This is a genomic window from Massilia aquatica, assembly GCF_011682045.1.
Lineage (GTDB): Bacteria > Pseudomonadota > Gammaproteobacteria > Burkholderiales > Burkholderiaceae_D > Telluria_A > Telluria_A aquatica.
In genome coordinates, this window is the sequence record NZ_VVIW01000002.1 from 512,297 (window position 1) to 531,026 (window position 18,730).

The 18,730-nt window shown below is 64.4% G+C and carries 19 protein-coding genes and 1 tRNA gene; 14 read left to right on the forward strand and 6 right to left on the reverse strand.

Annotated elements, in window-relative coordinates; genetic code table 11:
* The first annotated feature begins 119 nt into the window (after positions 1-119).
* Entirely contained in the window at positions 120-1,082 is a 963-nt protein-coding gene (locus F1609_RS05280; RefSeq protein WP_167075378.1) for a diacylglycerol/lipid kinase family protein, read from the forward strand.
* Between the two features lie 100 nt (positions 1,083-1,182).
* Positions 1,183-1,860 (forward strand): ion channel, encoded by a 678-nt coding sequence (locus tag F1609_RS05285; RefSeq protein ID WP_167075380.1) that lies wholly within the window; start codon positions 1,183-1,185, stop codon positions 1,858-1,860.
* Here F1609_RS05285 and F1609_RS05290 read toward each other — a convergent pair.
* Complete coding sequence (locus tag F1609_RS05290) at positions 1,857-3,278, reverse strand: aminotransferase-like domain-containing protein (protein ID WP_167075382.1); 1,422 nt, start codon at positions 3,276-3,278, stop codon at positions 1,857-1,859. The two genes, F1609_RS05285 and F1609_RS05290, sit on opposite strands and share 4 nt — an antisense overlap.
* A gap of 266 nt (positions 3,279-3,544) precedes the next feature.
* On the reverse strand, positions 3,545-4,756 hold the full coding sequence (locus tag F1609_RS05295) for a cation:proton antiporter (RefSeq protein ID WP_167075384.1): 1,212 nt from the start codon (positions 4,754-4,756) through the stop codon (positions 3,545-3,547).
* A gap of 288 nt (positions 4,757-5,044) precedes the next feature.
* Between F1609_RS05295 and F1609_RS05300 the strand changes: the two genes are divergently transcribed.
* Positions 5,045-5,629 carry a hypothetical protein gene (locus F1609_RS05300; protein WP_167075386.1) on the forward strand — a complete coding sequence of 195 codons (585 nt, stop codon included), beginning with the start codon at positions 5,045-5,047 and terminating at the stop codon, positions 5,627-5,629.
* A gap of 64 nt (positions 5,630-5,693) precedes the next feature.
* Here the strand turns inward: F1609_RS05300 and F1609_RS05305 are convergent, their stop codons facing one another.
* Positions 5,694-7,772, reverse strand: coding sequence for a DUF6055 domain-containing protein (locus F1609_RS05305; RefSeq protein WP_187362940.1), 2,079 nt, complete (start codon positions 7,770-7,772; stop codon positions 5,694-5,696).
* 135 nt (positions 7,773-7,907) lie between these two features.
* Complete coding sequence (locus F1609_RS05310; RefSeq protein WP_167075388.1) at positions 7,908-8,405, reverse strand: hypothetical protein; 498 nt, start codon at positions 8,403-8,405, stop codon at positions 7,908-7,910.
* Positions 8,406-8,586: 181 nt separating this feature from the next.
* Between F1609_RS05310 and F1609_RS05315 the strand changes: the two genes are divergently transcribed.
* From F1609_RS05315 to F1609_RS05330, 4 genes are all read left to right on the forward strand, one after another.
* A tRNA-Leu gene (locus F1609_RS05315) sits at positions 8,587-8,673 on the forward strand.
* 203 nt (positions 8,674-8,876) lie between these two features.
* Complete coding sequence (locus tag F1609_RS05320; protein ID WP_167075390.1) at positions 8,877-9,668, forward strand: hypothetical protein; 792 nt, start codon at positions 8,877-8,879, stop codon at positions 9,666-9,668.
* A gap of 48 nt (positions 9,669-9,716) precedes the next feature.
* Complete coding sequence (locus F1609_RS05325; protein WP_167075392.1) at positions 9,717-11,951, forward strand: acylase; 2,235 nt, start codon at positions 9,717-9,719, stop codon at positions 11,949-11,951.
* Positions 11,952-11,965: 14 nt separating this feature from the next.
* Entirely contained in the window at positions 11,966-12,520 is a 555-nt protein-coding gene (locus F1609_RS05330) for a sugar O-acetyltransferase (protein ID WP_167075394.1), read from the forward strand.
* On the opposite strand, the gene F1609_RS05335 is transcribed toward F1609_RS05330, so the two are convergent.
* The gene (locus F1609_RS05335; protein ID WP_167075396.1) at positions 12,509-13,408 is read right to left on the reverse strand and encodes a LysR family transcriptional regulator; all 900 of its coding nucleotides are present in this window, start codon (positions 13,406-13,408) and stop codon (positions 12,509-12,511) included. The genes F1609_RS05330 and F1609_RS05335 overlap by 12 nt on opposite strands.
* A gap of 102 nt (positions 13,409-13,510) precedes the next feature.
* Between F1609_RS05335 and F1609_RS05340 the strand changes: the two genes are divergently transcribed.
* The 3 genes from F1609_RS05340 (at position 13,511) to F1609_RS05350 (ending at position 15,717) form a co-directional block, all read left to right on the forward strand.
* The gene (locus F1609_RS05340) at positions 13,511-14,578 is read left to right on the forward strand and encodes an alkene reductase (RefSeq protein ID WP_167075398.1); all 1,068 of its coding nucleotides are present in this window, start codon (positions 13,511-13,513) and stop codon (positions 14,576-14,578) included.
* A 137-nt stretch (positions 14,579-14,715) separates the two neighbouring features.
* Positions 14,716-15,267 (forward strand): thymidine kinase, encoded by a 552-nt coding sequence (locus tag F1609_RS05345; RefSeq protein ID WP_166869742.1) that lies wholly within the window; start codon positions 14,716-14,718, stop codon positions 15,265-15,267.
* A 27-nt stretch (positions 15,268-15,294) separates the two neighbouring features.
* The gene (locus F1609_RS05350; protein WP_167075400.1) at positions 15,295-15,717 is read left to right on the forward strand and encodes a DUF7684 family protein; all 423 of its coding nucleotides are present in this window, start codon (positions 15,295-15,297) and stop codon (positions 15,715-15,717) included.
* 13 nt (positions 15,718-15,730) lie between these two features.
* Here F1609_RS05350 and F1609_RS05355 read toward each other — a convergent pair whose 3' ends face one another.
* Complete coding sequence (locus F1609_RS05355) at positions 15,731-16,414, reverse strand: hypothetical protein (protein ID WP_167075402.1); 684 nt, start codon at positions 16,412-16,414, stop codon at positions 15,731-15,733.
* 119 nt (positions 16,415-16,533) lie between these two features.
* Here F1609_RS05355 and F1609_RS05360 point away from each other — a divergent pair, with 119 nt between their 5' ends.
* The 4 genes from F1609_RS05360 (at position 16,534) to F1609_RS05375 (ending at position 18,627) form a co-directional block, all read left to right on the forward strand.
* Complete coding sequence (locus tag F1609_RS05360; protein ID WP_167075404.1) at positions 16,534-16,785, forward strand: DUF3297 family protein; 252 nt, start codon at positions 16,534-16,536, stop codon at positions 16,783-16,785.
* A gap of 136 nt (positions 16,786-16,921) precedes the next feature.
* Positions 16,922-17,704, forward strand: coding sequence for an ATP-grasp domain-containing protein (locus F1609_RS05365; protein WP_167075405.1), 783 nt, complete (start codon positions 16,922-16,924; stop codon positions 17,702-17,704).
* Positions 17,701-18,036: a DUF1963 domain-containing protein gene (locus F1609_RS05370; RefSeq protein ID WP_167075407.1), complete on the forward strand. Its 336-nt coding sequence runs from the start codon at positions 17,701-17,703 to the stop codon at positions 18,034-18,036. Before F1609_RS05365 ends, F1609_RS05370 begins: the two co-directional genes overlap by 4 nt.
* 81 nt (positions 18,037-18,117) lie before the next feature.
* Positions 18,118-18,627, forward strand: a complete 510-nt coding sequence (locus F1609_RS05375; RefSeq protein ID WP_167075409.1) for a hypothetical protein — start codon at positions 18,118-18,120, stop codon at positions 18,625-18,627.
* Positions 18,628-18,730 lie beyond the last annotated feature (103 nt).

The following is an 18,730-nucleotide window of genomic DNA, read 5'->3' on the forward strand; positions in this document are numbered from 1 at the left end:
TGCCTTGAAATGCCAGAATGGGTTCGCCTCGGGGCGCGTGCGCGCTGTCGTATTGAAAACGCAATATTTCGCGCAGATGATAGAGTTTAGCATCATTGAACTCCACGTCAGCCCTCCCCATGCCCGCCCCGCTTTTTATCATTCTCAACGCCGGTTCCGGCCACGCCGAAACCGAACTCCAGCGCACGACCATCGAAGACCTGCTGACCGCCGCCGGTCGCGAATTCGAACTCGCCGTGGTGGACCAGGCGGACGAGCTTGGCGACATCGCGCGCCACATGGCCGGGCGCGCGTGCCAGAGCGGTGGCGTGCTGGTGGCCGCCGGCGGCGACGGCACCATCAACACCGTGGCGCGCCAGGCGGTCGAGAGCGGCTGCCAGTTCGGCGTGCTGCCGCAGGGCACCTTTAACTATTTCGGGCGCACCCACAGCATTCCGGAAGACCTGGGCGAGGCGGTGCAGGCGCTGCTGACGGCGCGGGTCGAGCCGGTGCAGGTGGGGCTGGTCAACGAGCGGGTGTTTTTGGTCAATGCCAGCATCGGCCTGTATCCCAGGCTGCTCGAAGAACGCGAGATCGACAAGAAGCAATACGGTCGCAGCCGGCTGGTGGCCATGCTCTCGGCCCTGAAGACGGTGCTGGGATCGTACCGGCACCTGCATATCAACGTCGAGCTCGATGGCAAGACACGCACCATCCGCACACCCACCCTGTTCGTCGGCAACAACCGCTTGCAGATGGAACAGGTCGGCTTCGAACCGCTGGCCGAGCGCATCGAAGACGGCAAGCTGGCCGCGCTGGCGCCCCAGCCGGTGGGCAAGTTCGGCATGCTGGCCTTGCTGGCGCGTGGCGCGCTCGGGCGCCTGAGCGACGCCCCCAACCTGCATGCCTTCGGCCTGACCCGCATGACCGTCAAGCAGCGCGGGCTGGTGGGACGGCGCCGCATGAAAGTCGCGATCGACGGCGAAGTGACGCATCTGGACGCGCCGCTGGTATTCCGGGTGCTGGAAGGGCAGCTGCTGCTGCTCAAACCGGTGCCGGCCACCTCGCAGAGCGACCAGGAAGAAATGGCGCTCGCTTCCTGAGCTGGCGGACCCGATGCGGCGCGTTTTTCTGGCTGACGCCCCACAGTTGCCGTATTGACTCGTTTACAATGCGGGCTTGTCCGTATGAACCTGGTCGACCATGAACGCTTTCAAGCTGATGCGCAGCACCCACCGCCACCCCTCCGCCATTCTGCTGATGGTGCAACTGCTCGGGATGCTGCTGTACCCCTTCATCGAATCGACCCCGAGCGGGCTGGTCGTGTTCAACGCCTTCGGCATCATCGTGCTCGGGTTTACCACCCGCATGGTGCGGCGCACGCCCGGCCACGCCTGGATCAGCGCCGGCATCGCGCTGCCGATCATCGTGCTGCTGGTGCTGCAAATGATCCTCGGGCGCGAGACGCTGCTGCCCTGGTCCTCCGCGCTGGAAGCGCTGTTCTACTTTTACGCCGCCGCCAGCCTGATCGCCTACATGATGGAAGACCACCGCGCCACCACCGACGAACTGTTTGCGGCCGGCGCCACCTTCACCCTGATCGCCTGGGGCTTCACGCACCTGTTCGTACTGGTGCAGGCCATGCATCCCGGCACCTACGCGGCCGCCGTCAACGCCGCCGACGCGCGCACCTGGACCGAACTCAATTACCTCAGCTTCGCGCTGCTATCGAGCACCGGCATCGGCGACGTGATTCCGCTGACCGCACACGCGCGCGCGCTGGCCAGCGTCGAGATGTTCGTCGGCCTGATCTACCTGGCGGCGGTGGTGTCGCGCCTGATCGGGTTTACCCTGCAGCAGACCCGCGACGAGCGCGACTAAGGCTTGATCTGTGCGTGGACGATGCGCCCGAGCGTGGCCAGCGCTTGCTCCGCGCGCGCATCCCACAGGTGGCCGTAATTCAGGCGCAGGCAGTTCTCGAACCCCGGCTGCGGCGAAAAGATCGGCCCCGGCGCCACGCTGATGCCCTCGGCCAGCGCGGCCGCGTGCAGCGCCAGCGCGTCGGCCGCGCCGGGCAGCTCCAGCCATAACAGGTAGCCGCCCTTGGGGCGCGTCACACGCGTGCCTTCGGGGAAGTGGCGCCGCACGGCGTCCATGAACACCGCCTGCTGCGCCGCCAGCTGGTGGCGCAGCAGGCGCAGATGGCGGTCGTAGCCGCCTTTTTCCAGATACAGCGCCAGCGCGCCCTGGGCCGGGGCGCAGGTGGTCAGGGTGCTGGCCAGCTTCTGGCGCGCCACCTGGCGCGTGAAGCGGCCGGCCGCCACCCAGCCGACCCGGTAGCCGGGCGCCAGGCACTTCGAAAATGACGAACAGTGCATCACCAGGCCCTCGGTATCGAAGGCCTTGGCCGGCAGCGGGCGCTTGTCGCCGAAATACAGCTCGCCGAAGACATCATCCTCGATCAGCGGCACCTGGTAGCGCGCCAGCAGGCGCACCAGGTCGCGTTTTTTCTCGTCCGGCATCAGGCTGCCCAGCGGATTCTGGAAGTTGGTCATCAGCCAGCAGGCTTTGGGCCGATGCCGTTCGAGCGCGCGCTCGGCTGCGGCCAGGTCCATGCCGTCGCGCGGGTGGGTCGGCACCGCGATCGCCTCCAGGCCCTGGCGCTCGATCGCCTGCAGCGAAGCGTAGAACGCCGGCGACTCGATCAGCACCGCGTCGCCGGGCCGCGCCACCGCCATCAGGCACAGGTTGAGCGCTTCCAGCGCGCCGTTGGTGACGACGATCTCGTCGGCGTGCACCGTCATGCCGTCGATCAGGTAGCGCAGCGAGAGCTGGCGCCGCAAGCGCGCGTTGCCGGGAGTGAGATCGTCGACGCTGGCCCACGGATCGAGCTGCTGCACGCTGGTGCTCATCAGCCGGGCCAGGCGCGCCAGCGGGAACAGCAGCGGGCTGGGAAAGGCCGAGCCGAACGGCACCACATCGCGCCGCATGGTGGTCTCGAGCAGGTCGAACACGCGCTCGCTCATGGCCAGCGGCAGCGCATCCTCGGCCGGGCGCGACGCGGTATCGGGTTCCGGCGGCAGGCGTTCGGCGCTGACGCTGACGAAGTAGCCGGAGCGCTCGCGCGCCTGCACCAGGCCCTGGGCTTCGAGCGTGTAATAGGCCTCGAACACGGTGGCCGGGCTGACACCGCGGCTGGCGCTGGTTTTACGCACGGACGGCAAGCGGTCGCCCGGCTGCAACGCCCCGCTCAGGATCGACTCGGAAATATCGCGCGCAAGCGCCTCGTAAAGTTTCATGATGCAGCAACGGCCCGACGGGGCCGGTAGACGGAATGGCTGCATCTTAATGCAAATCGGCCACCTCGGCCTTTCCAGCCCCCAAGGTTTCCTAACCGGGGTCAGAGCTCCGAATCGAAACATCCCACACCGGGGTCTGAACTTAATGCCGCTAAGTTAAGCTCTTTTTGCCACAGCACTAAGCTCCGTCATTCCCGCCTGCGCGGGAATGACGGAGCTTAAGTTAGCGGCATTAAGGTCAGACCACGGTTGTAGGAGTTTTGGTGTCAGGTGTTGCGGAAAATGAGTTCTTTCATCCGTTGCAGCCTCGGATACACCACCGGTACGGTCAGCATGGTGCTGGCGATGGCCATCAGCAGCAGGGCGGTGAAGGTCTCGCTGGTGATGATTTGCTTGTCGAGCAGGATGTTGACGAAGATGATCATGATCAGCGCCTTGGTCTGCAGCAGCCAGCCGATAATCCCCGCTTCCCCCTTTTTCCAGTTGAGGATGCGGCCGGCGATGTGCGCGCCGATCAGCTTGCCGCCGACCGAGGCCACCAGCAGCACGCCGGCGGCGATGAACACGGCGGCGCTGCCCACGTCCCAGTTGGTGCGCAGCCCGGTGCTGAGGAAGTACACGGGCATGATCGCCAGCAGCACGTGGTGGCGCATCAGGTCCATCCTGGCCTGGTCGAACCAGTGCGCGTCCATCACCGCGCCGGCCAGGAAGGCGCCGACCATGAAGTGCAGCCCGGCCCAGTCGGCGCCGAAGCCGCACAGCGCCAGCCAGATCAGGCCGACATACCAGCGGTCGCGCTCGGGCAGCCAGACCATCAGGCGGCGGTACAGGACGGTGGCAATGCCGAAGGCGAGCAGGAAGCCGAGCTGGCGTCCGACCCGGTTCCAGTCGAGCAGGATCAGGGCCAGCACGCCCCAGATGGCGATGTCGTCCAGGCTGGCGTAGCGCAAAATGCGCTGGCCGATCGGCTGGCGCAGGATGTCGAGCTTTTCCATCAGCAGGATCAGGATCGGCAGCGCCGTCACCGCGCAAGCCATGCCGACCCCCACCACGAACTGCCAGGTCATCGCTTTGGGCCCGATCCAGCCGGCGTAGCCGAGCATGCCGGCCGCCACCACGGCGCCGAACACCAGCGGCACGCCCAGCGCCAGGCTGGATGTGATGGTGGTTTCGCGGCGGTGCGCCCAGGCTTGCTTGAGGTCGAGCTCGATGCCGGCGATCATGACAAAGATCATCACCGCCCACCAGGCAATCCCGTTCATGGCCAGCATGACGGACGGGTTGAAGATGAATTTGTAGTAATCCGGATATGCGGCACCCATCACGCCCGGTCCCAGCAGGACGCCGGTAATGATCTGCACCACCACCAGCGGGGCGTAGTAGTCGGTCTTGAAAACGCGCCAGATCAGGTAGGGAATGGAGAAAATCAGGAGCATCGCGAGGAGGAAGATCTCCGTCGTGTTCATGGCTGTGTGCATGGGACTGTCTCGTTCTTGTTATAGGGGGCGCGCGGGTGTGGTCCCCGGCTGCCTGGGTGCGGTCGAGAAATCACGTAGTAAAATTTCATAAATTCCGCAAGCCAATGCTAGCTCAACAATTGAGTAAGTTCAACAACTATGTTGGCATGACAAGCCGGGCGGATTGGTTGCGCAATAGGAACAACCAGAAGCGCGTGCTGGCGACTGAGGCCGCTTGCGCGGTATAGTCAAGGGTGTCCGCCGCGGCACCGCGCCGGCCGCCATTGACCATCCTTGCGAGACCCTGCCATGTCCCACTCATCCGAAACCCGCATTTTCACGGCGCCTGCCGCCAGTGTTCCGCCTCGCCTTGCCAGTGTCGAGGCTTACGAGGCCCTGGCGCACGGTCCGGGCGCGCTTGCCTGCGCGCGCACCGACAAGCTCCATCATGTCTTCGGCAGCACGCGCAGCGGCTATGCGATCTACTTTTTCGCCGAGCTTCTGGCGCAATTCGATTTCCCGGCGTTGACCTTCCTGACCGACAGTGGCCAGCAGTACGCGTTCGAAGGCGAGTACGGCACCACCCTGGTCGAGGTGCTCGATGCGGAAAAACAGCGCGCGGTGATCGTCCAGATGAACGCCTTGTTCGCCGCCCTCAAGGCCAATCCCACGATCGCCTACGAAGCCGAAAATTTTGGCCATCTGTGCGACGACGATATCGAAAACGCGCTGGTGCGCGATTACGTCAGCGGCCGGCCGTATGCCGACACCGAGGTGTACGGCGACGAGGGCGACACGGCCGACTATCTGTTTACCTACCTGCGCAGCGTGCTCAAAGTGGTCGAAAACGCGCTGGACGAAGGCCTGGTCGTCATTTTCAGCGCCGAGCTGTAGCCGGCCGCCTCGCCAGGCTCCGCCCCCGCCGCGTGCGGTGGCGGGCCAGCTTACGCAGGCCTGGTCAAGGCCGCCACAGCGGACGCACCTTGGTGTTGATGTCAAGCGCCGATCCCACCCGCGATTCGGCATCGACGAAGCCCGAGCGGTTGCCGGCGCTCAGATTGAGGCCTTCACCCCGGTATTCCACATCGCCGTATAAATTCAGGCTACCCGATGCGGCCTGGCCGCGCTCGAAGAATCCCAGCGGGTAGAACGTGGTGCGCACCTGGGCCGCGCCGCCGACGGTGAAGGCATTGTCGCCGTTGTTGCCACGCTCGCCGATGATGCTCAAACCGCCCACCGTACCGCCCGATACCGAGCCGTTGGCGACGATGGCCTGGTCTTCGATGCGCGCATTGCCCGTTACCGAGTTCCCCGGCAGGACAGTCGCATACGGTCCGACGTAGGCGCTGGCCGATGTGGTCGACGGCGCGCAGCCGCCGCCGTTGGCATGCCGCCCGGTCCCGGCCGGGCACGGATCGCGCTGGCCGTTCTGGAAGCCCTGCGGCCACGCATTGGCCACTTCGATCATGTACGGATAGCGCCAGATGCCGGCGTAATCCTGCTCGCCGTTGATCACCTGTAGCACCGACGGCGTGGCCGTGACCACCATGAACAGCGGCTCGCCGGCCTTGACCGCGAAGGTGAGGTTGGCGTCGAGGCCCTTCTGCATGGCGCTGTAGCGCGCCGAGGTGAATTGCGCATTGGTCGCCACCAGGCCCCAGCGGTAGTCGGCGTTCGAACCGGCCTGGTTCACGCCACGGAACTTGACGCTCACCGTGCTGGCGCCCGCAGCAGGATACAGGCGCACCACGTTGTAGCCGAAGCGTTGCGGCGCGCCGTAGTAGGGCGAAACGAAGCGGCGGTTGGCGGCCCAGCCGGTGTCGAGCGCTTCGAGCGGCATCAGGCGGTGCATGCACTCGGACTTGTCGGTCTGCGTGATGTTGCCGAAGCTGTTGCGGAAGGCGGCCGGCGTGGCCTTGTAGTCCCACACCACATTGTGCATGGCCCAGTCGCCGAAGAAGTCATTGAGCTGGGATACGCTCCACCCGCGCGACTTCTGGATATTGGCGAAGGTGTCGCTGCCCGGGGTGGTGAAGATCTGGCTGACCGCGGCCGGGCACTGCTTGTCTTTCAGGTATTCCATGTACTGCCAGTTGCAGTACTGGTCGCGGCTCGATCCCAGGTACAGGTGCGGCGCGTTGGCCAGCATCTCGCTGCAATGGGCTTCGTTCTTGTACTCGGGCAGCTGGTGCGCGGTGTAGTTGGCGTGGCCTTCGGCGATGGCGCGGCAGTTGTTCGGGTCGGTGCAGTTCAGGCCACCGTTCGACATCCACCACGATTGCCAGGCGTGCGTGAATTCGTGGGTCAGGCCCCAGTGGTCGAGCAGGGCGCCGGGGCCGATCCACATGCCGATGCGGTCGCGCGCCCAACCGCCGGCAGTCAGGCCATCGGTCGAGTGGATGTGGATCGACGGCTTGATCTTGTTCGGCGTGTTGACGAAGGGTTCTGGCATGAACAGGTTGGCGTTGAAGAGGTTATGCCACACCGTGTTTTCGAGCGTGTTGACGGCCAGGGTAAGGTTGGCGTCGGAGATTTTTTCGTCCGAATAGAAGGCGAAGTGCGCCGATTCCTTGACCAGCTTGTAGTTGGCGCGGTCGGGCGAGGGCCCGCCGGCGACCCAGGTGCCGGGCGTGGTCTCGGGTTTGGTGGTGGCGCAGCCGGAGGCCCAGGCGGTGGTGCTGCTGCCCTGGTCGACCGCCGGCGTTGGTGTCGGTATCGGAGTAGGCGTCGGCGGTGGCGTCGGCGTCGGGGTTGGCGTCAGCGGTGCGACCGCACAATATTTTTGTATGCCCGAGATCGGATCGCCGAAGGTCCCATTGTTGCATGCCACGTTGCCGGACAAGGTCTTGGTGACCCACTTGTTCGCAGCGCCATACGACACTTTGCGCTTGGTGGCGCCGACGGCGCAGGTTTCCTGCTCGGCGGCGCACCTGGTGTAACCGCTGGGCCAGTCGGCGGCGAACGCCGGCGCCAGCGCGCCGCAGGCCAGCAGTGCGCTGGCGCTGGCGATCAATGTCTTGCAAATAAGGTGAGTCATGTCCATCCCTCTGATGTTGTACAACGGGAAATGGTATGTTATCAGATGACTTATGCAAATTGTAACTTTAATCGCTGGCGGTGATCCCGATGTGTCCATGTCGCGCGGGAAGTTACTACGTTCGGACGAGGACAGTCACGCCGCCCGGTTGGCAACAGTCATGATGAACCCCACGATGGCCCCTGCAACGCCAACGCCGATCAGAACCAGCAAGCCGTAGAGCAATGGCGTGCCCCAGCTACGGTGCTGATAGTTCGCGCCGTACGTGGTGGCGACGAAACGGATCTGCTCGCGCGCGCTGATGAAATACCAGGCGAGCAGCGCGGCCAAGCTGAAGAAAAAGTTGAATCTGCCAAACGACCCCGCCAACGACTCTGGCTTGGCGAAGGCCAGCGCGAACGACACGATGAAAAGCAGCGTACTGCCGATAAGCCAGCGCTTCGATGCCGCAGCCTTGTCGGGCTTGCCCATGGCTTGCCAGTTCTTCATATGAATCCAGGAACCGAACATGATACCGAACACAAGGCACCACAAAGCGGCCGCGTTTGGATTCCAGAGTGGTGGGCTCAGCCTGGTGTCGCCCGTCATGGTGCCGCCGGTTGCCTCCGGCGGGGCGTAAGGGTTGTCGGTCATCGGGTTCTCGCATGGCGTGAATGCCGGCCAGGGTGACCGGTTGTAGTCTGTCAGACCAGCCAAACGCCTTTTGGTTCCCGGACGGAGGTGCCTCCCCGAGCCCCATGCGCAAGCGGGCAGCCGCGGCCATCGCCGGAAAAGTGGCCGTATCGACCATATCCTGTGCTAAAATCCCGCCGCTGCCCGGATGGTGAAACTGGTAGACACCCGAGACTTAAAATCTCGTGCTCGTAAGGGCGTACCGGTTCGATTCCGGTTCCGGGCACCACAGCATACTTTTAGAAATAATCGAAGAGCGCCGTATCTCTGCATCCATGCAGAGGGCGCTTTTTTTGCGTCCGCATACGACGGATGGAGAGATGCATACGCCATTGGCGCGATGCCCGTTTCATCCCCTCGCAAGCGGTATGGTGTAGCATTCGTGGCGGCGTGCCGCAGTCCGGCCCGCCGCAGTACTTACAAGGACACGAATTGAACATCACTATCAACGAGGAACTGCGTTCCTTCATCGACCCGCTCACCGCCAACGAATACGCCGCGCTCGAACGCAGCCTGCTGGCCGAGGGCTGCCGCGACGCCCTGGTGCTGTGGAACGATGTGCTCATCGACGGCCACAATCGCTACGAGATCTGCCAGAAGCACAGCATCCCCTTCAAGACCGTGCAGAACGCGACCTTCGACTCGCTCGACGACGTCATGCTGTGGATGATCGATAACCACCTGGCGCGCCGCAGCGTGTCGGACTACCAGCGCGGCGTGCTCGCCCTGCGCAAAAAGGATATTGTCGCCGCCCGCGTGGCCCAGCGCGCCGCCGAACCGGAAAGCGCGCAAGCTGCCGCGCCCGAGGCAGCCAGGGTGCCTGAGTCGCCGCCCTGGAACACGCGCGAAGACGTGGCCAAGGCCGCGCGCGTGTCGAGCAATACCATCAGCCAGATCGAACGCATCCAGAAGGCGGCCACGCCGCAGCTGGTTGAAGCGGTGCGCTCGGGGACCATCTCGATCAACGCCGCCGCCAACGTAGCGTCGCTGCCGGAATCGGTGCAGATCGCGGCGGTGGCCGGCGGGCGCAAGGAATTGCAGCAGGCGGCGCGCCAGGTGCGCGAACAGAAAGCGTCGAGCCGTCCGCCCAAAGAGCCGCCGGCCGACGCCGAAGCCGACCTGCGCGCCCAGGTGGCCACCCTGCGCGAGAAGGTCGACGCGCTCAGTGCCGAGAACGATGCCCTCAAGGCGCGCCTCGCGGCCCTGGGCGAAACCGGCGCGTAGCTGCGCGGGGGCGTGCCCCGCTTTTGAAAATCGTCAGGAGATGCATCGATGTTTCGACCCTTTCTCGTTTCGACACTGCTTGGCTGCGCCACCGTCGCAACTTCTCTGCCTGCTGGCGCCGCGCCGGACCAGCGCGCCGGCGTGTCATCGGCTGTGACGCCCGCTGTGACGCCCAAACAGGCGCGCTGGAACAGGACAGCGCAGCGCGTGACCATCATGCGCGACAAGTGGGGCATTCCCCACGTCTTCGGCAAGACCGACGCCGACGCCGTCTTCGGCTTGCTGTACGCGCAGGCGGAGGACGATTTCAACCGGGTCGAACTCAATTACGTCAACGCGCTCGGGCGCCTGGCCGAAATTGAAGGCGAGGCCGAAATCTGGCGCGACCTGCGCATGAAGATGTTCATCACGCCGGCGGACATGCAGGCCAAGTACGCGGCCAGCCCGGCGTGGCTGAAAAAATTGATGGTCGCCTTTGCCGATGGCCTCAATTTTTACCTGCACACCCATCCCGAGGTCAAACCCAGACTGATCACGCATTTCGAGCCGTGGATGGCGCTCGCATTCAGTGAAGGCAGCATCGGCGGCGATATCGAGTCGATCGACCTCAAGACCCTGGAACAGTTCTACGGCAAGAAACCCGCGCCAGCCCTGGCCCTGGCCGACGCGCCCAATGCCCTCGACGTTGAGCCGCGCGGCTCGAACGGTTTTGCGATCGCGCCCAAACTGAGCGCGTCCGGGCGCGCGCTCCTGCTGATCAACCCGCACACCTCGTTCTACTTCCGCCCCGAAGTCCACGTCGTCAGCGACGAAGGCCTGAACGCCTACGGCGCGGTGACCTGGGGCCAGTTCTTCGTCTACCAGGGCTTCAACGACAAGGCCGGCTGGATGCACACCTCGGGCGGCGGCGACGTGATCGACGAGTACCTCGAAACGGTGACCGGAAAAGACGGCAAGTACGTCTACCAATACGGCAGCGGCCAGCGCGCCCTGCGCGAAGTGAAGGTGACCTTGCCCTACAAGAGCGCCGGCGGCATGGCCAGCAAGACCGTCACCGCCTGGTTCAGCCACCACGGCCCGGTGGTGCGCGAGGAGGGCGGCAAATGGGTGGCGGTGAAGCTGATGGAGGAGCCGCTCAAGGCGCTCACGCAGTCGTACATGCGCACCAAGGCCCGTAATTACAAACAGTTCCGCAAGACGATGGAGCTGCGCACCAATTCGTCGAACAATACCGTGTATGCCGACGCCGACGGCAGCATCGCCTACTTTCACGGCAATTTTGTACCGAAGCGCGACACCGCCTTCGACTGGAAGAAGCCGGTCGACGGCAGCAATCCGGCCACCGAGTGGCAAGGCCTGCACGCCATCGACGAGACCATCACGCTGTTCAATCCCGCCAGCGGCTGGATCCAGAACACCAACAACTGGCCGTTTGCGGCGGCCGGTGCGAACAGCCCGCGCCAGCAGGACTATCCTCTCTATATGTGGTCGCTGCCGGAAAACGCGCGCGGCCTGCATGCCGTCGCCGTGCTCGAAAAACGCAAGGACTTCACGCTCGAGACCCTGATCGCGGCCGCCTACGACAGCCACCTGACCGCCTTCGACCCGCTGATCGCCTCACTCGCCGCCGCCTACGACCAACTGCCCGCCGCCGATGCGCTCAAGGCGCAGCTGGCGCCGCAAATGGCGGCCCTGCGCGCGTGGGACCGGCGCTACGGCGTCGACTCGGTGCCGACCTCGCTGGCCATCTACTGGGGGCAGGACATGGTGGAAAAGGCGTCGGCGGCCGCCAAGGCGAACGGCGTGCCGACCGTCGATTTCATTCGCGACAGCCTGGCGCCAGCCGAGCGCCTGAAGGCGCTGGTGCGCGCCACGGCCAGGCTGGAGGCCGATTTCGGCACCTGGCAAACGCCATGGGGCGAGATCAACCGCTTCCAGCGCGCCAGCGGCGACATCAAACAGCAGTACGACGACGCCAAACCGAGTTTTCCGGTGGCGTTCGCGTCGGCCAACTGGGGGTCGCTGGCCGCCTTCGGCATGGTGGCGCCGCAAAAAACCAAACGCATTTACGGCGACCGTGGCAACAGCTTCGTGGCGGCCGTGGAGTTCGGGCCGCGCGTGCGCGCCAGGAGCATTCTGGCGGGCGGCAACAGCAGCAATCCGGCTTCGCCGCATTTCAGCGACCAGGCCGAGATGTACAGCAAGGGGCAGTTCAAGGATGTGCTGTTCTACAAAGCCGATATCGAGAAGCACCTCGAACGCAAATACCATCCGGGCCAATAGAATAGGAGCGCAACATGAGCATGAGCGAAAAACAGAAAATGCTGGCCGGCGAAGCGTACCGCCCCGGCGACGGCGAAATCCAGGCCGACCAGTCGGCCGCCAAGGCGTGGATGGTGCGCTACAACGCCGCGCTGGGCGAGCCGGCATCGGCGCGCCGCGTGCTGCTGGCCGCGCAGCTCGGCGCGGTGGGCGAGGGCGCGGTGATCCGTCCGCCGTTTCACTGCGATTACGGCTACAACATCCACCTCGGCAAAGACGTATTCCTGAACTTTAACTGCGTCATTCTCGACGTGGTGAGCGTGACCATTGGCGAGGGCACCCAGATCGGGCCGGCCGTGCAGATCTACACGGCCGACCACCCGCGCGACCCGGCCCAGCGCCGCGCGGGCCTGGAATTCGGGCGCCCGATCAGCATCGGGCGCAATGTGTGGATCGGCGGCGGCGCCATTATCCTGCCCGGCGTGAGCATCGGTGACGATGCCGTCATTGGCGCCGGCAGCGTGGTCACGCGCGACGTGCCGGCCGGCGCCACAGCAGTGGGCAACCCCGCGCGCTTGCTACCCCGGTAAATTGCGCGGCGCCAGGCGCGCCTTCAGAAAATCGACGAACAGGCGCGTGCGCGCCGACAGCAGGCGCGTATCGGTAATCGCATGCACGGCAACCGGCGCCAGGCGCCATTGCGGCAGCACCCGCAGCAGCCGTCCCGCCGCCAGGTCCTCGCGCGCGATGACGCTGTCGAGGATCGCAATGCCCGCGCCCTCGGCGGCCAGTGCGCCGCTCAACCCCACGCTGTTCATCAGGAAGCGCGCCTTGACCGGCACCGTGCGGCTGGCCGCGCCGTTGAACAGCGTCCAACCATCCTGGCCGATACCCGGGGCGGCGCACAAGGCGTGGTGAATCAGGTCGTCGGGATGCTCCAGCGGCGGCGCCCGATCAAGATAGGCCGGCGCCGCATACAGCTGGCGCTCCAGCAGCGCGATGCGGCGCGCCACCAGGGTCGATGGCACCGTCGGCGCAGGCCCCATGCGGATCGCCAGGTCGAACGGGTCGGCCAGCAGGTCGACCCGGCGCGAGGCCGCCTCCAACTCGAAGTCGATCAGCGGATAGGCCACGGCGAATTCGGCCAGCAGCGGCGCCAGGTAGTTGATCCCCAGGTCGACCGGCATCGAGATGCGCAAGATGCCGCTGGGGCGGGCCGCGTCGCCGCGCAGCGCTTCGTGCGCCACGTTGGCTTCTTCGACGATGCCCTGGCAGCGGTTGAAGTACGCCTGCCCGGCCTCGGTCAGCTCGACCTGGCGCGTGGAGCGGTGCAGCAGGCGCACGCCGATGTCCTTTTCCAGCGCGGCGATATTGCGCGAGAGTGTGGAGCTGGACATGCCGAGCGACTCGGCCGCCTTGCGGAAGTTTTTGGTCTTCGCCACTTCCACATACAGCTGCATGTAGTTCAGTAGTTGCATCTCAATTGCTCCATTTTTGCAGCAGTGAATGCTGTTTCTGTCTGTTTATCTCATTGGTGCAGCAATGTACCATGGCTTTTCACTCTGCCAGAAGGGAAACAGATGAACACCTTATTCACCCCGCTCGAACTCGGCCAACTGACATTGCCCAACCGCATCGTGATGGCGCCGATGACGCGCTCGCGCTCGGACGATGCCAGCGGCGTGCCGTCCGCCGCCGTCGCCACCTATTACGCGCAGCGCGCCGACGCCGGCCTCTTGATCACCGAAGGCACCTTTCCCGGCCCGATGGGCAAGGGCTATGTACGCACCCCCGGCATTCATACGGACGCGCAGATCGCCGCCTGGAAGGATGTGACCGACGCCGTGCACCGCAAGGGTGGACGGATCTTCATGCAGCTGATGCACTGCGGGCGCATGTCGCATCCGGGCATGCTGCCGGACGGCGCGGCGCCGCTGGCGCCATCGGCGGTCAAGCCGGCCGGCACGGTCTATACCGCCACCGGTCCGCTCGAACTGACGCAGCCGCGCGCACTGACCACCGGCGAAGTGCAAGGCGTGATCGATGAGTACCGCTCGGCGACCCGCAACGCGCTCGCCGCCGGCTTCGACGGGGTCGAACTGCATGCGGCGTCGGGCTATTTGCCGGAGCAGTTCCTGTCGTCGTCCACCAACGTGCGCACCGACGAATATGGCGGCTCGCTTGAAAACCGTGCCCGTTTCATCCTCGATGTGCTGGCCGCGATGGTCGCCGAGGCGGGCGGCGCGCGGGTCGGCATCAAGATCGCGCCGGAGATGGGCTTTAACGACATCAGCGACGCCACGCCGCGGGAGACGTACGGCTATCTGGTGCGGCAACTCGCCCCCCTCAAGCTGGCTTACCTGCACGTGGCCCAGTTCACGACGGCGTTCGACTACCATGCGGCGCTGCGCCCGCTGTTCGCCGGCGCCTACCTGCAAGGCGGCGGGCTGGCGAAGGAGAGCGCCGACGCGGCCATCGGCGCGCAGCGTGCCGACGCTGCGGTGTTCGGTGGCCTGTACCTGGCCAACCCCGACCTGGTGCAGCGCTTGCGCCAGGACGCGCCGCTCAACACGCCCGATTCCGCAACCTTCTATTCGCCCGGCACGGCCGGCTACACCGATTACCCGACCCTGGACAAAGCGGCCTGAACCGCGCCGGTCGCATGCACGCTTGTGGCCACGCGCCCGGCAAGGTGGTCGTCGATTTCTCCCGCTGATACCAAGATGCAACAGTAGCGCCCGCCGTGCTTGCTATAATGACGCGCTTCAATCGGTGGGAACACGCAGTGGCAAAACTTTATTTCAGGTATTCGGCGATGAACGCCGGCAAGTCGACAGCACTGCTGCAAGTGGCGCATAACTACGAAGAGCAGGGCCAGCAGGTCAAACTGTACACGGCCGCGATCGACAGCCGCTATGGCGTGGGGCAGGTCACATCCCGCCTCGGTCCCCAGCGCGAGGTCGATATGTTCGATAGTGCGACCGATTTCCTGACCGATGCGCCGAAAGTGGCCTGCGTGCTGGTCGACGAAGCGCAGTTTTTATCGACCGCGCAGGTGCAGCAGTTGCACCAGCTGGCGCAGGTGCGCGGCGTGCCGGTGATTTGCTATGGCTTGCGCAGCGATTTCCGGGGCGAGCCGTTTCCCGGATCGGCCTATTTGCTGGCGCTGGCCGACGATATCGAGGAATTGAAGAATATCTGCACCTGCGGGAAAAAAGCCACGATGAATATCCGCGTGGACGCGCAGGGCAAGCGGATCAGGGAAGGCGAGCAAGTGTCCATCGGCGGCAACGAGCAGTATCGCCAGGCTTGCGGCCGGTGTTTTTACGCGGGCTGACATGGCCCAAGGTAAGGAGGTGTTTGCATGTCCCATCCTGTCACCTATATTCATCTCACGCCCGGCAAGCTGCCCACCGGGCGGGTGCAGCCGGCGCCATACAAACTGGTGCTCATCGCCGATGCCGCCGGCGCGCCCGAATGGCAATCGCAGGTAAGCGAGTGGATCGTCAAATCTGGCTGCCGCTACATGATCGCCTGGGGCGCGGGCGGCAGTTCCTGGGACGACGCGGTCGATATGGCCAATATCGAGGCGTTCGACTTCGGCGATATCCCCGACCAGCATTTCATTCCCACCTCATGCCATGCGGACGATCCGATCGAGGAGGTGTTCGGCTTTTGCAAATACGATGCCGCGCATCCGGTGGTGGAACTCAAGCAAACCGTGTTGCTGCATATCGCAGATGCCGCCAACGCGAAAGCGCTGCTGGAAGCTTACGCGGCGGCGTGAACCAGCTACGTCCCTACAGCTTGCCCAGTCCGGCCGCGACGTCCCTGCGTACCGACGGGCTTTTGATCAGATTGATTGCCAGGACCCGGATGCTGGCCGCTTCATCAGCTTCGCCGTTTCCAGCCAGAACTGTCAGCACCCGCCGTACTTCGCTGACGTAGGTGACGATTTCGGCGCGGCGCTCGGGCGCCGGTGAATACGGCCGCTGTTTGATTGCCGCAATATCCTGTTCCAGCACGCGCGCCATTTCGCGCACGAACGGCTCCGCAGGCGGCATCAGTTTTGCCGCCAGGGCATAGTCTTCCGCCTCCACGATGGCCGGCATGGCAATCAGCGCGCACTCGGCGGCAAACACCGGATGGGCTGCGGCCAGCGCCTTGTAGAACTGATAGGTCGCTGCCGTATCGCCCAGTTCGGCGTCGATGATGACGATATCCCAGAATACTTCGCGCTCGTTGGCGCCGGCCAGCAGGGCCTTGGCCTTGTCTTCACGAATGGCGCGCAGCACCTCGAGCGCCTTGGGGTAGGCATGGCCGAGTTCGGCCCACATGCCGACCAGGTAGTAGCGCATTTCTTCCAGCGCCGGATCTTCTTGCAGGGCGTTCTGGTAGAACCAGGTAAAGCCTTGCAGCGCCTCGTCATGGCGGCCATCATACATGGCGTTTTCGGCATCGGCGAATCGTGTCAGAGCTGTCATGGTGTCCTTTTAAGTTGGGCAAGTCGCCCGCAAGGCGCATGATGCCATACTTGCCATTGACGCAGAAGGCGGCGACGAAGAGCGTTGTACTCGCCGCCGATCTGGGAGATAATTCGTCCATGAACGATACCACTACACTCCCCCCATTGCCCGACCGCCTGTCGATCGACCCGCGCAGCCCTTTTCACAATGAAGCGGCGTTCGAACGCGACGTCGTCATCAAGCTCAACGACAAAGAATATACCAACGTCGAGGAATACTGCATCAGCGAAGGCTGGATCAAGATTCCATCCGGCAAAGCACTGGACCGCAAGGGCCATCCGATGCTGATCAAACTCAAAGGCAAGGTCGAAGCGTTCCATAAGTCATAGAACGTTTTGACGCCGTCGGGGTCGCGATGCGGCCCTGCCGGTACACCTGCGATCCATCGTCATCCCCGCCGACACTGCCCTGTATTGACATTTGGGCTTTGTCGCCGGGGATATTATTTTGTCCAAAGGGAACAAGGTGCACTGGATTCTGCAAGAGGGTTTTTTGTCCGAGAACGGCTGGGATGCCCTGATCGCCACGCTCGAGCGCTTCGCTATTGCGTATTCGGTGCACGCGGTGATGCCGAAAACCGGCGAGCTGCTGCCCGCGCCCGTCATCGGGAACGCCAATGTGATCTGCATCGGCTCGTACTCGATGCGGCACGTGGCGGCCAGACACGCCTGGGTTCCCGGTGTATTCGACCTGTACGCGCAGGATTTCGAACAGCAGCGCGCGCACTGGGGCGGGCATATGCTCAACGCCGGCGCCATGGTCAGCACCGTGCGCGATGCAACATTCAGCGGCGAGTGCATGTTCGTGCGCCCGGTGCACGATTCCAAGTATTTTTCAGGCCGGGTATTCGATGCCGATGCCTTCCGCGCCTGGCAACACGCCGTTTGCGATCCGGCGGCAAGCCACACGACCAGCCTGGCACCGGATACCCTGATCCAGTTATCGCGCCCGGTCGCCATTTACGCCGAATACCGTTTCTGGGTGGTGGGCGGCGAGATCGTCACGCAGTCGCTGTACAAGCGTGGCAGCCAGGTGATCTATGCGGGCGATGTCGATGAGCGCCTCACGCAGTTTGTCAGGGCGCGCATCGATGACTGGTCGCCGCACGAATCGTTCGTGATCGACGCCTGCGATTGCGCCGACGGCATGAAGATCGTCGAAATCAATACCCTCAATTCGTCCGGCTTTTACGCCGCCGAGGTGCAGCGCCTGGTGCTGGCCCTGGAACAGCGCTACAGCGCAGGATGAACCACGCCGCCCGCGCCCAGCTCGATCAACTGCGCCAGCACCTGCGCAACGACAATGCGCCGGGCTGGGAAGGTGCCTGGGAAATCGTCTGCCTGGCGGCGGTCAACGACGACGCGGCCGCGACCGACGCTTTTTTCGACGACTTTGCGCGCAACACGGGCACCGAGGTGGGCGGCTATCCGTACGAAGTCCAGCACGGCGCCGGGCGCCACGATGTCGCGTTCCAGGTCGGCTCGGAAGAAAAGGCGGGCTGGATGTGGGGCGACAATGGCATCGGCTACTTCTTCCGCGCGCCGGATGGGCAGTGGCGCTGGGATTGCCAGTTTTACTAGACCGCGCACGATAGCATGCCCGCGTCCTGGCGGGCTGGTCTATGGTATAAATCCGGCAATGAACGCCGGCCAATTCCCCGCATGAAAGACATCCTCCTCTACCTCGCGCCCTCGGTCGGGCTGGCGCTGGTGATCCGGGTGCTGGCCGGGGCCCATCCCTTCTTTTTCCTGTTCACCGTGACCGGCACCATCTGCCACGAGCTGGCCCATTTCGTGGCGGGCCTCTTGACCGGCGCGCGCCCGGCCTCGTTTACCGTCATTCCGCGCAGGGTAGGGCAGCACTGGGAACTGGGCTCGGTCACATTGACGCGCGTGCGCTGGTACAACGCCGCCCCGGCCGCGCTGGCGCCGCTGGTGATCGTGCTGCTGCCGTTCTGCGTGGCTTGGTGGCGCACGCGCGGCCCCTGGCAGTTCGATGGGCGCGACCTGCTCATCGCGCTGGCGCTGGCGCCCCAGTTCCTGTCGTTCTGGCCGTCCATGGTCGACTGGCGCATCGCGCTGCGCTCCTGGCCATATCTGTTTATTATCGGCGCGGGGCTGTGGCTGCTGTTTCACTTCCGGCCACAGCTGTTTCAATTTGTAAATCCGTGAACCGGTAGCGCCACCAGCCCGTAAGCTCGGTTCGGCGCCGGTGCGTCGGTGGCTCTGCCCCACGCCACTATCCTGTTAGAATCAGCGGCAGTAGCCGATTTAG

What these genes read in the sequence shown, in the direction of transcription:
- F1609_RS05280 (WP_167075378.1), top strand. Translation starts at nt 120, where the DNA reads ATGCCCGCCCCGCTTTTTATCATTCTCAACGCCGGTTCCGGCCACGCC.
- F1609_RS05285 (WP_167075380.1), top strand. Translation starts at nt 1,183, where the DNA reads ATGAACGCTTTCAAGCTGATGCGCAGCACCCACCGCCACCCCTCCGCC.
- F1609_RS05290 (WP_167075382.1), bottom strand. Translation starts at nt 3,278, where the DNA reads ATGAAACTTTACGAGGCGCTTGCGCGCGATATTTCCGAGTCGATCCTG.
- F1609_RS05295 (WP_167075384.1), bottom strand. Translation starts at nt 4,756, where the DNA reads ATGCACACAGCCATGAACACGACGGAGATCTTCCTCCTCGCGATGCTC.
- F1609_RS05300 (WP_167075386.1), top strand. Translation starts at nt 5,045, where the DNA reads ATGTCCCACTCATCCGAAACCCGCATTTTCACGGCGCCTGCCGCCAGT.
- F1609_RS05305 (WP_187362940.1), bottom strand. Translation starts at nt 7,772, where the DNA reads ATGACTCACCTTATTTGCAAGACATTGATCGCCAGCGCCAGCGCACTG.
- F1609_RS05310 (WP_167075388.1), bottom strand. Translation starts at nt 8,405, where the DNA reads ATGACCGACAACCCTTACGCCCCGCCGGAGGCAACCGGCGGCACCATG.
- F1609_RS05325 (WP_167075392.1), top strand. Translation starts at nt 9,717, where the DNA reads ATGTTTCGACCCTTTCTCGTTTCGACACTGCTTGGCTGCGCCACCGTC.
- F1609_RS05330 (WP_167075394.1), top strand. Translation starts at nt 11,966, where the DNA reads ATGAGCATGAGCGAAAAACAGAAAATGCTGGCCGGCGAAGCGTACCGC.
- F1609_RS05335 (WP_167075396.1), bottom strand. Translation starts at nt 13,408, where the DNA reads ATGCAACTACTGAACTACATGCAGCTGTATGTGGAAGTGGCGAAGACC.
- F1609_RS05340 (WP_167075398.1), top strand. Translation starts at nt 13,511, where the DNA reads ATGAACACCTTATTCACCCCGCTCGAACTCGGCCAACTGACATTGCCC.
- F1609_RS05350 (WP_167075400.1), top strand. Translation starts at nt 15,295, where the DNA reads ATGTCCCATCCTGTCACCTATATTCATCTCACGCCCGGCAAGCTGCCC.
- F1609_RS05355 (WP_167075402.1), bottom strand. Translation starts at nt 16,414, where the DNA reads ATGACAGCTCTGACACGATTCGCCGATGCCGAAAACGCCATGTATGAT.
- F1609_RS05360 (WP_167075404.1), top strand. Translation starts at nt 16,534, where the DNA reads ATGAACGATACCACTACACTCCCCCCATTGCCCGACCGCCTGTCGATC.
- F1609_RS05370 (WP_167075407.1), top strand. Translation starts at nt 17,701, where the DNA reads ATGAACCACGCCGCCCGCGCCCAGCTCGATCAACTGCGCCAGCACCTG.
- F1609_RS05375 (WP_167075409.1), top strand. Translation starts at nt 18,118, where the DNA reads ATGAAAGACATCCTCCTCTACCTCGCGCCCTCGGTCGGGCTGGCGCTG.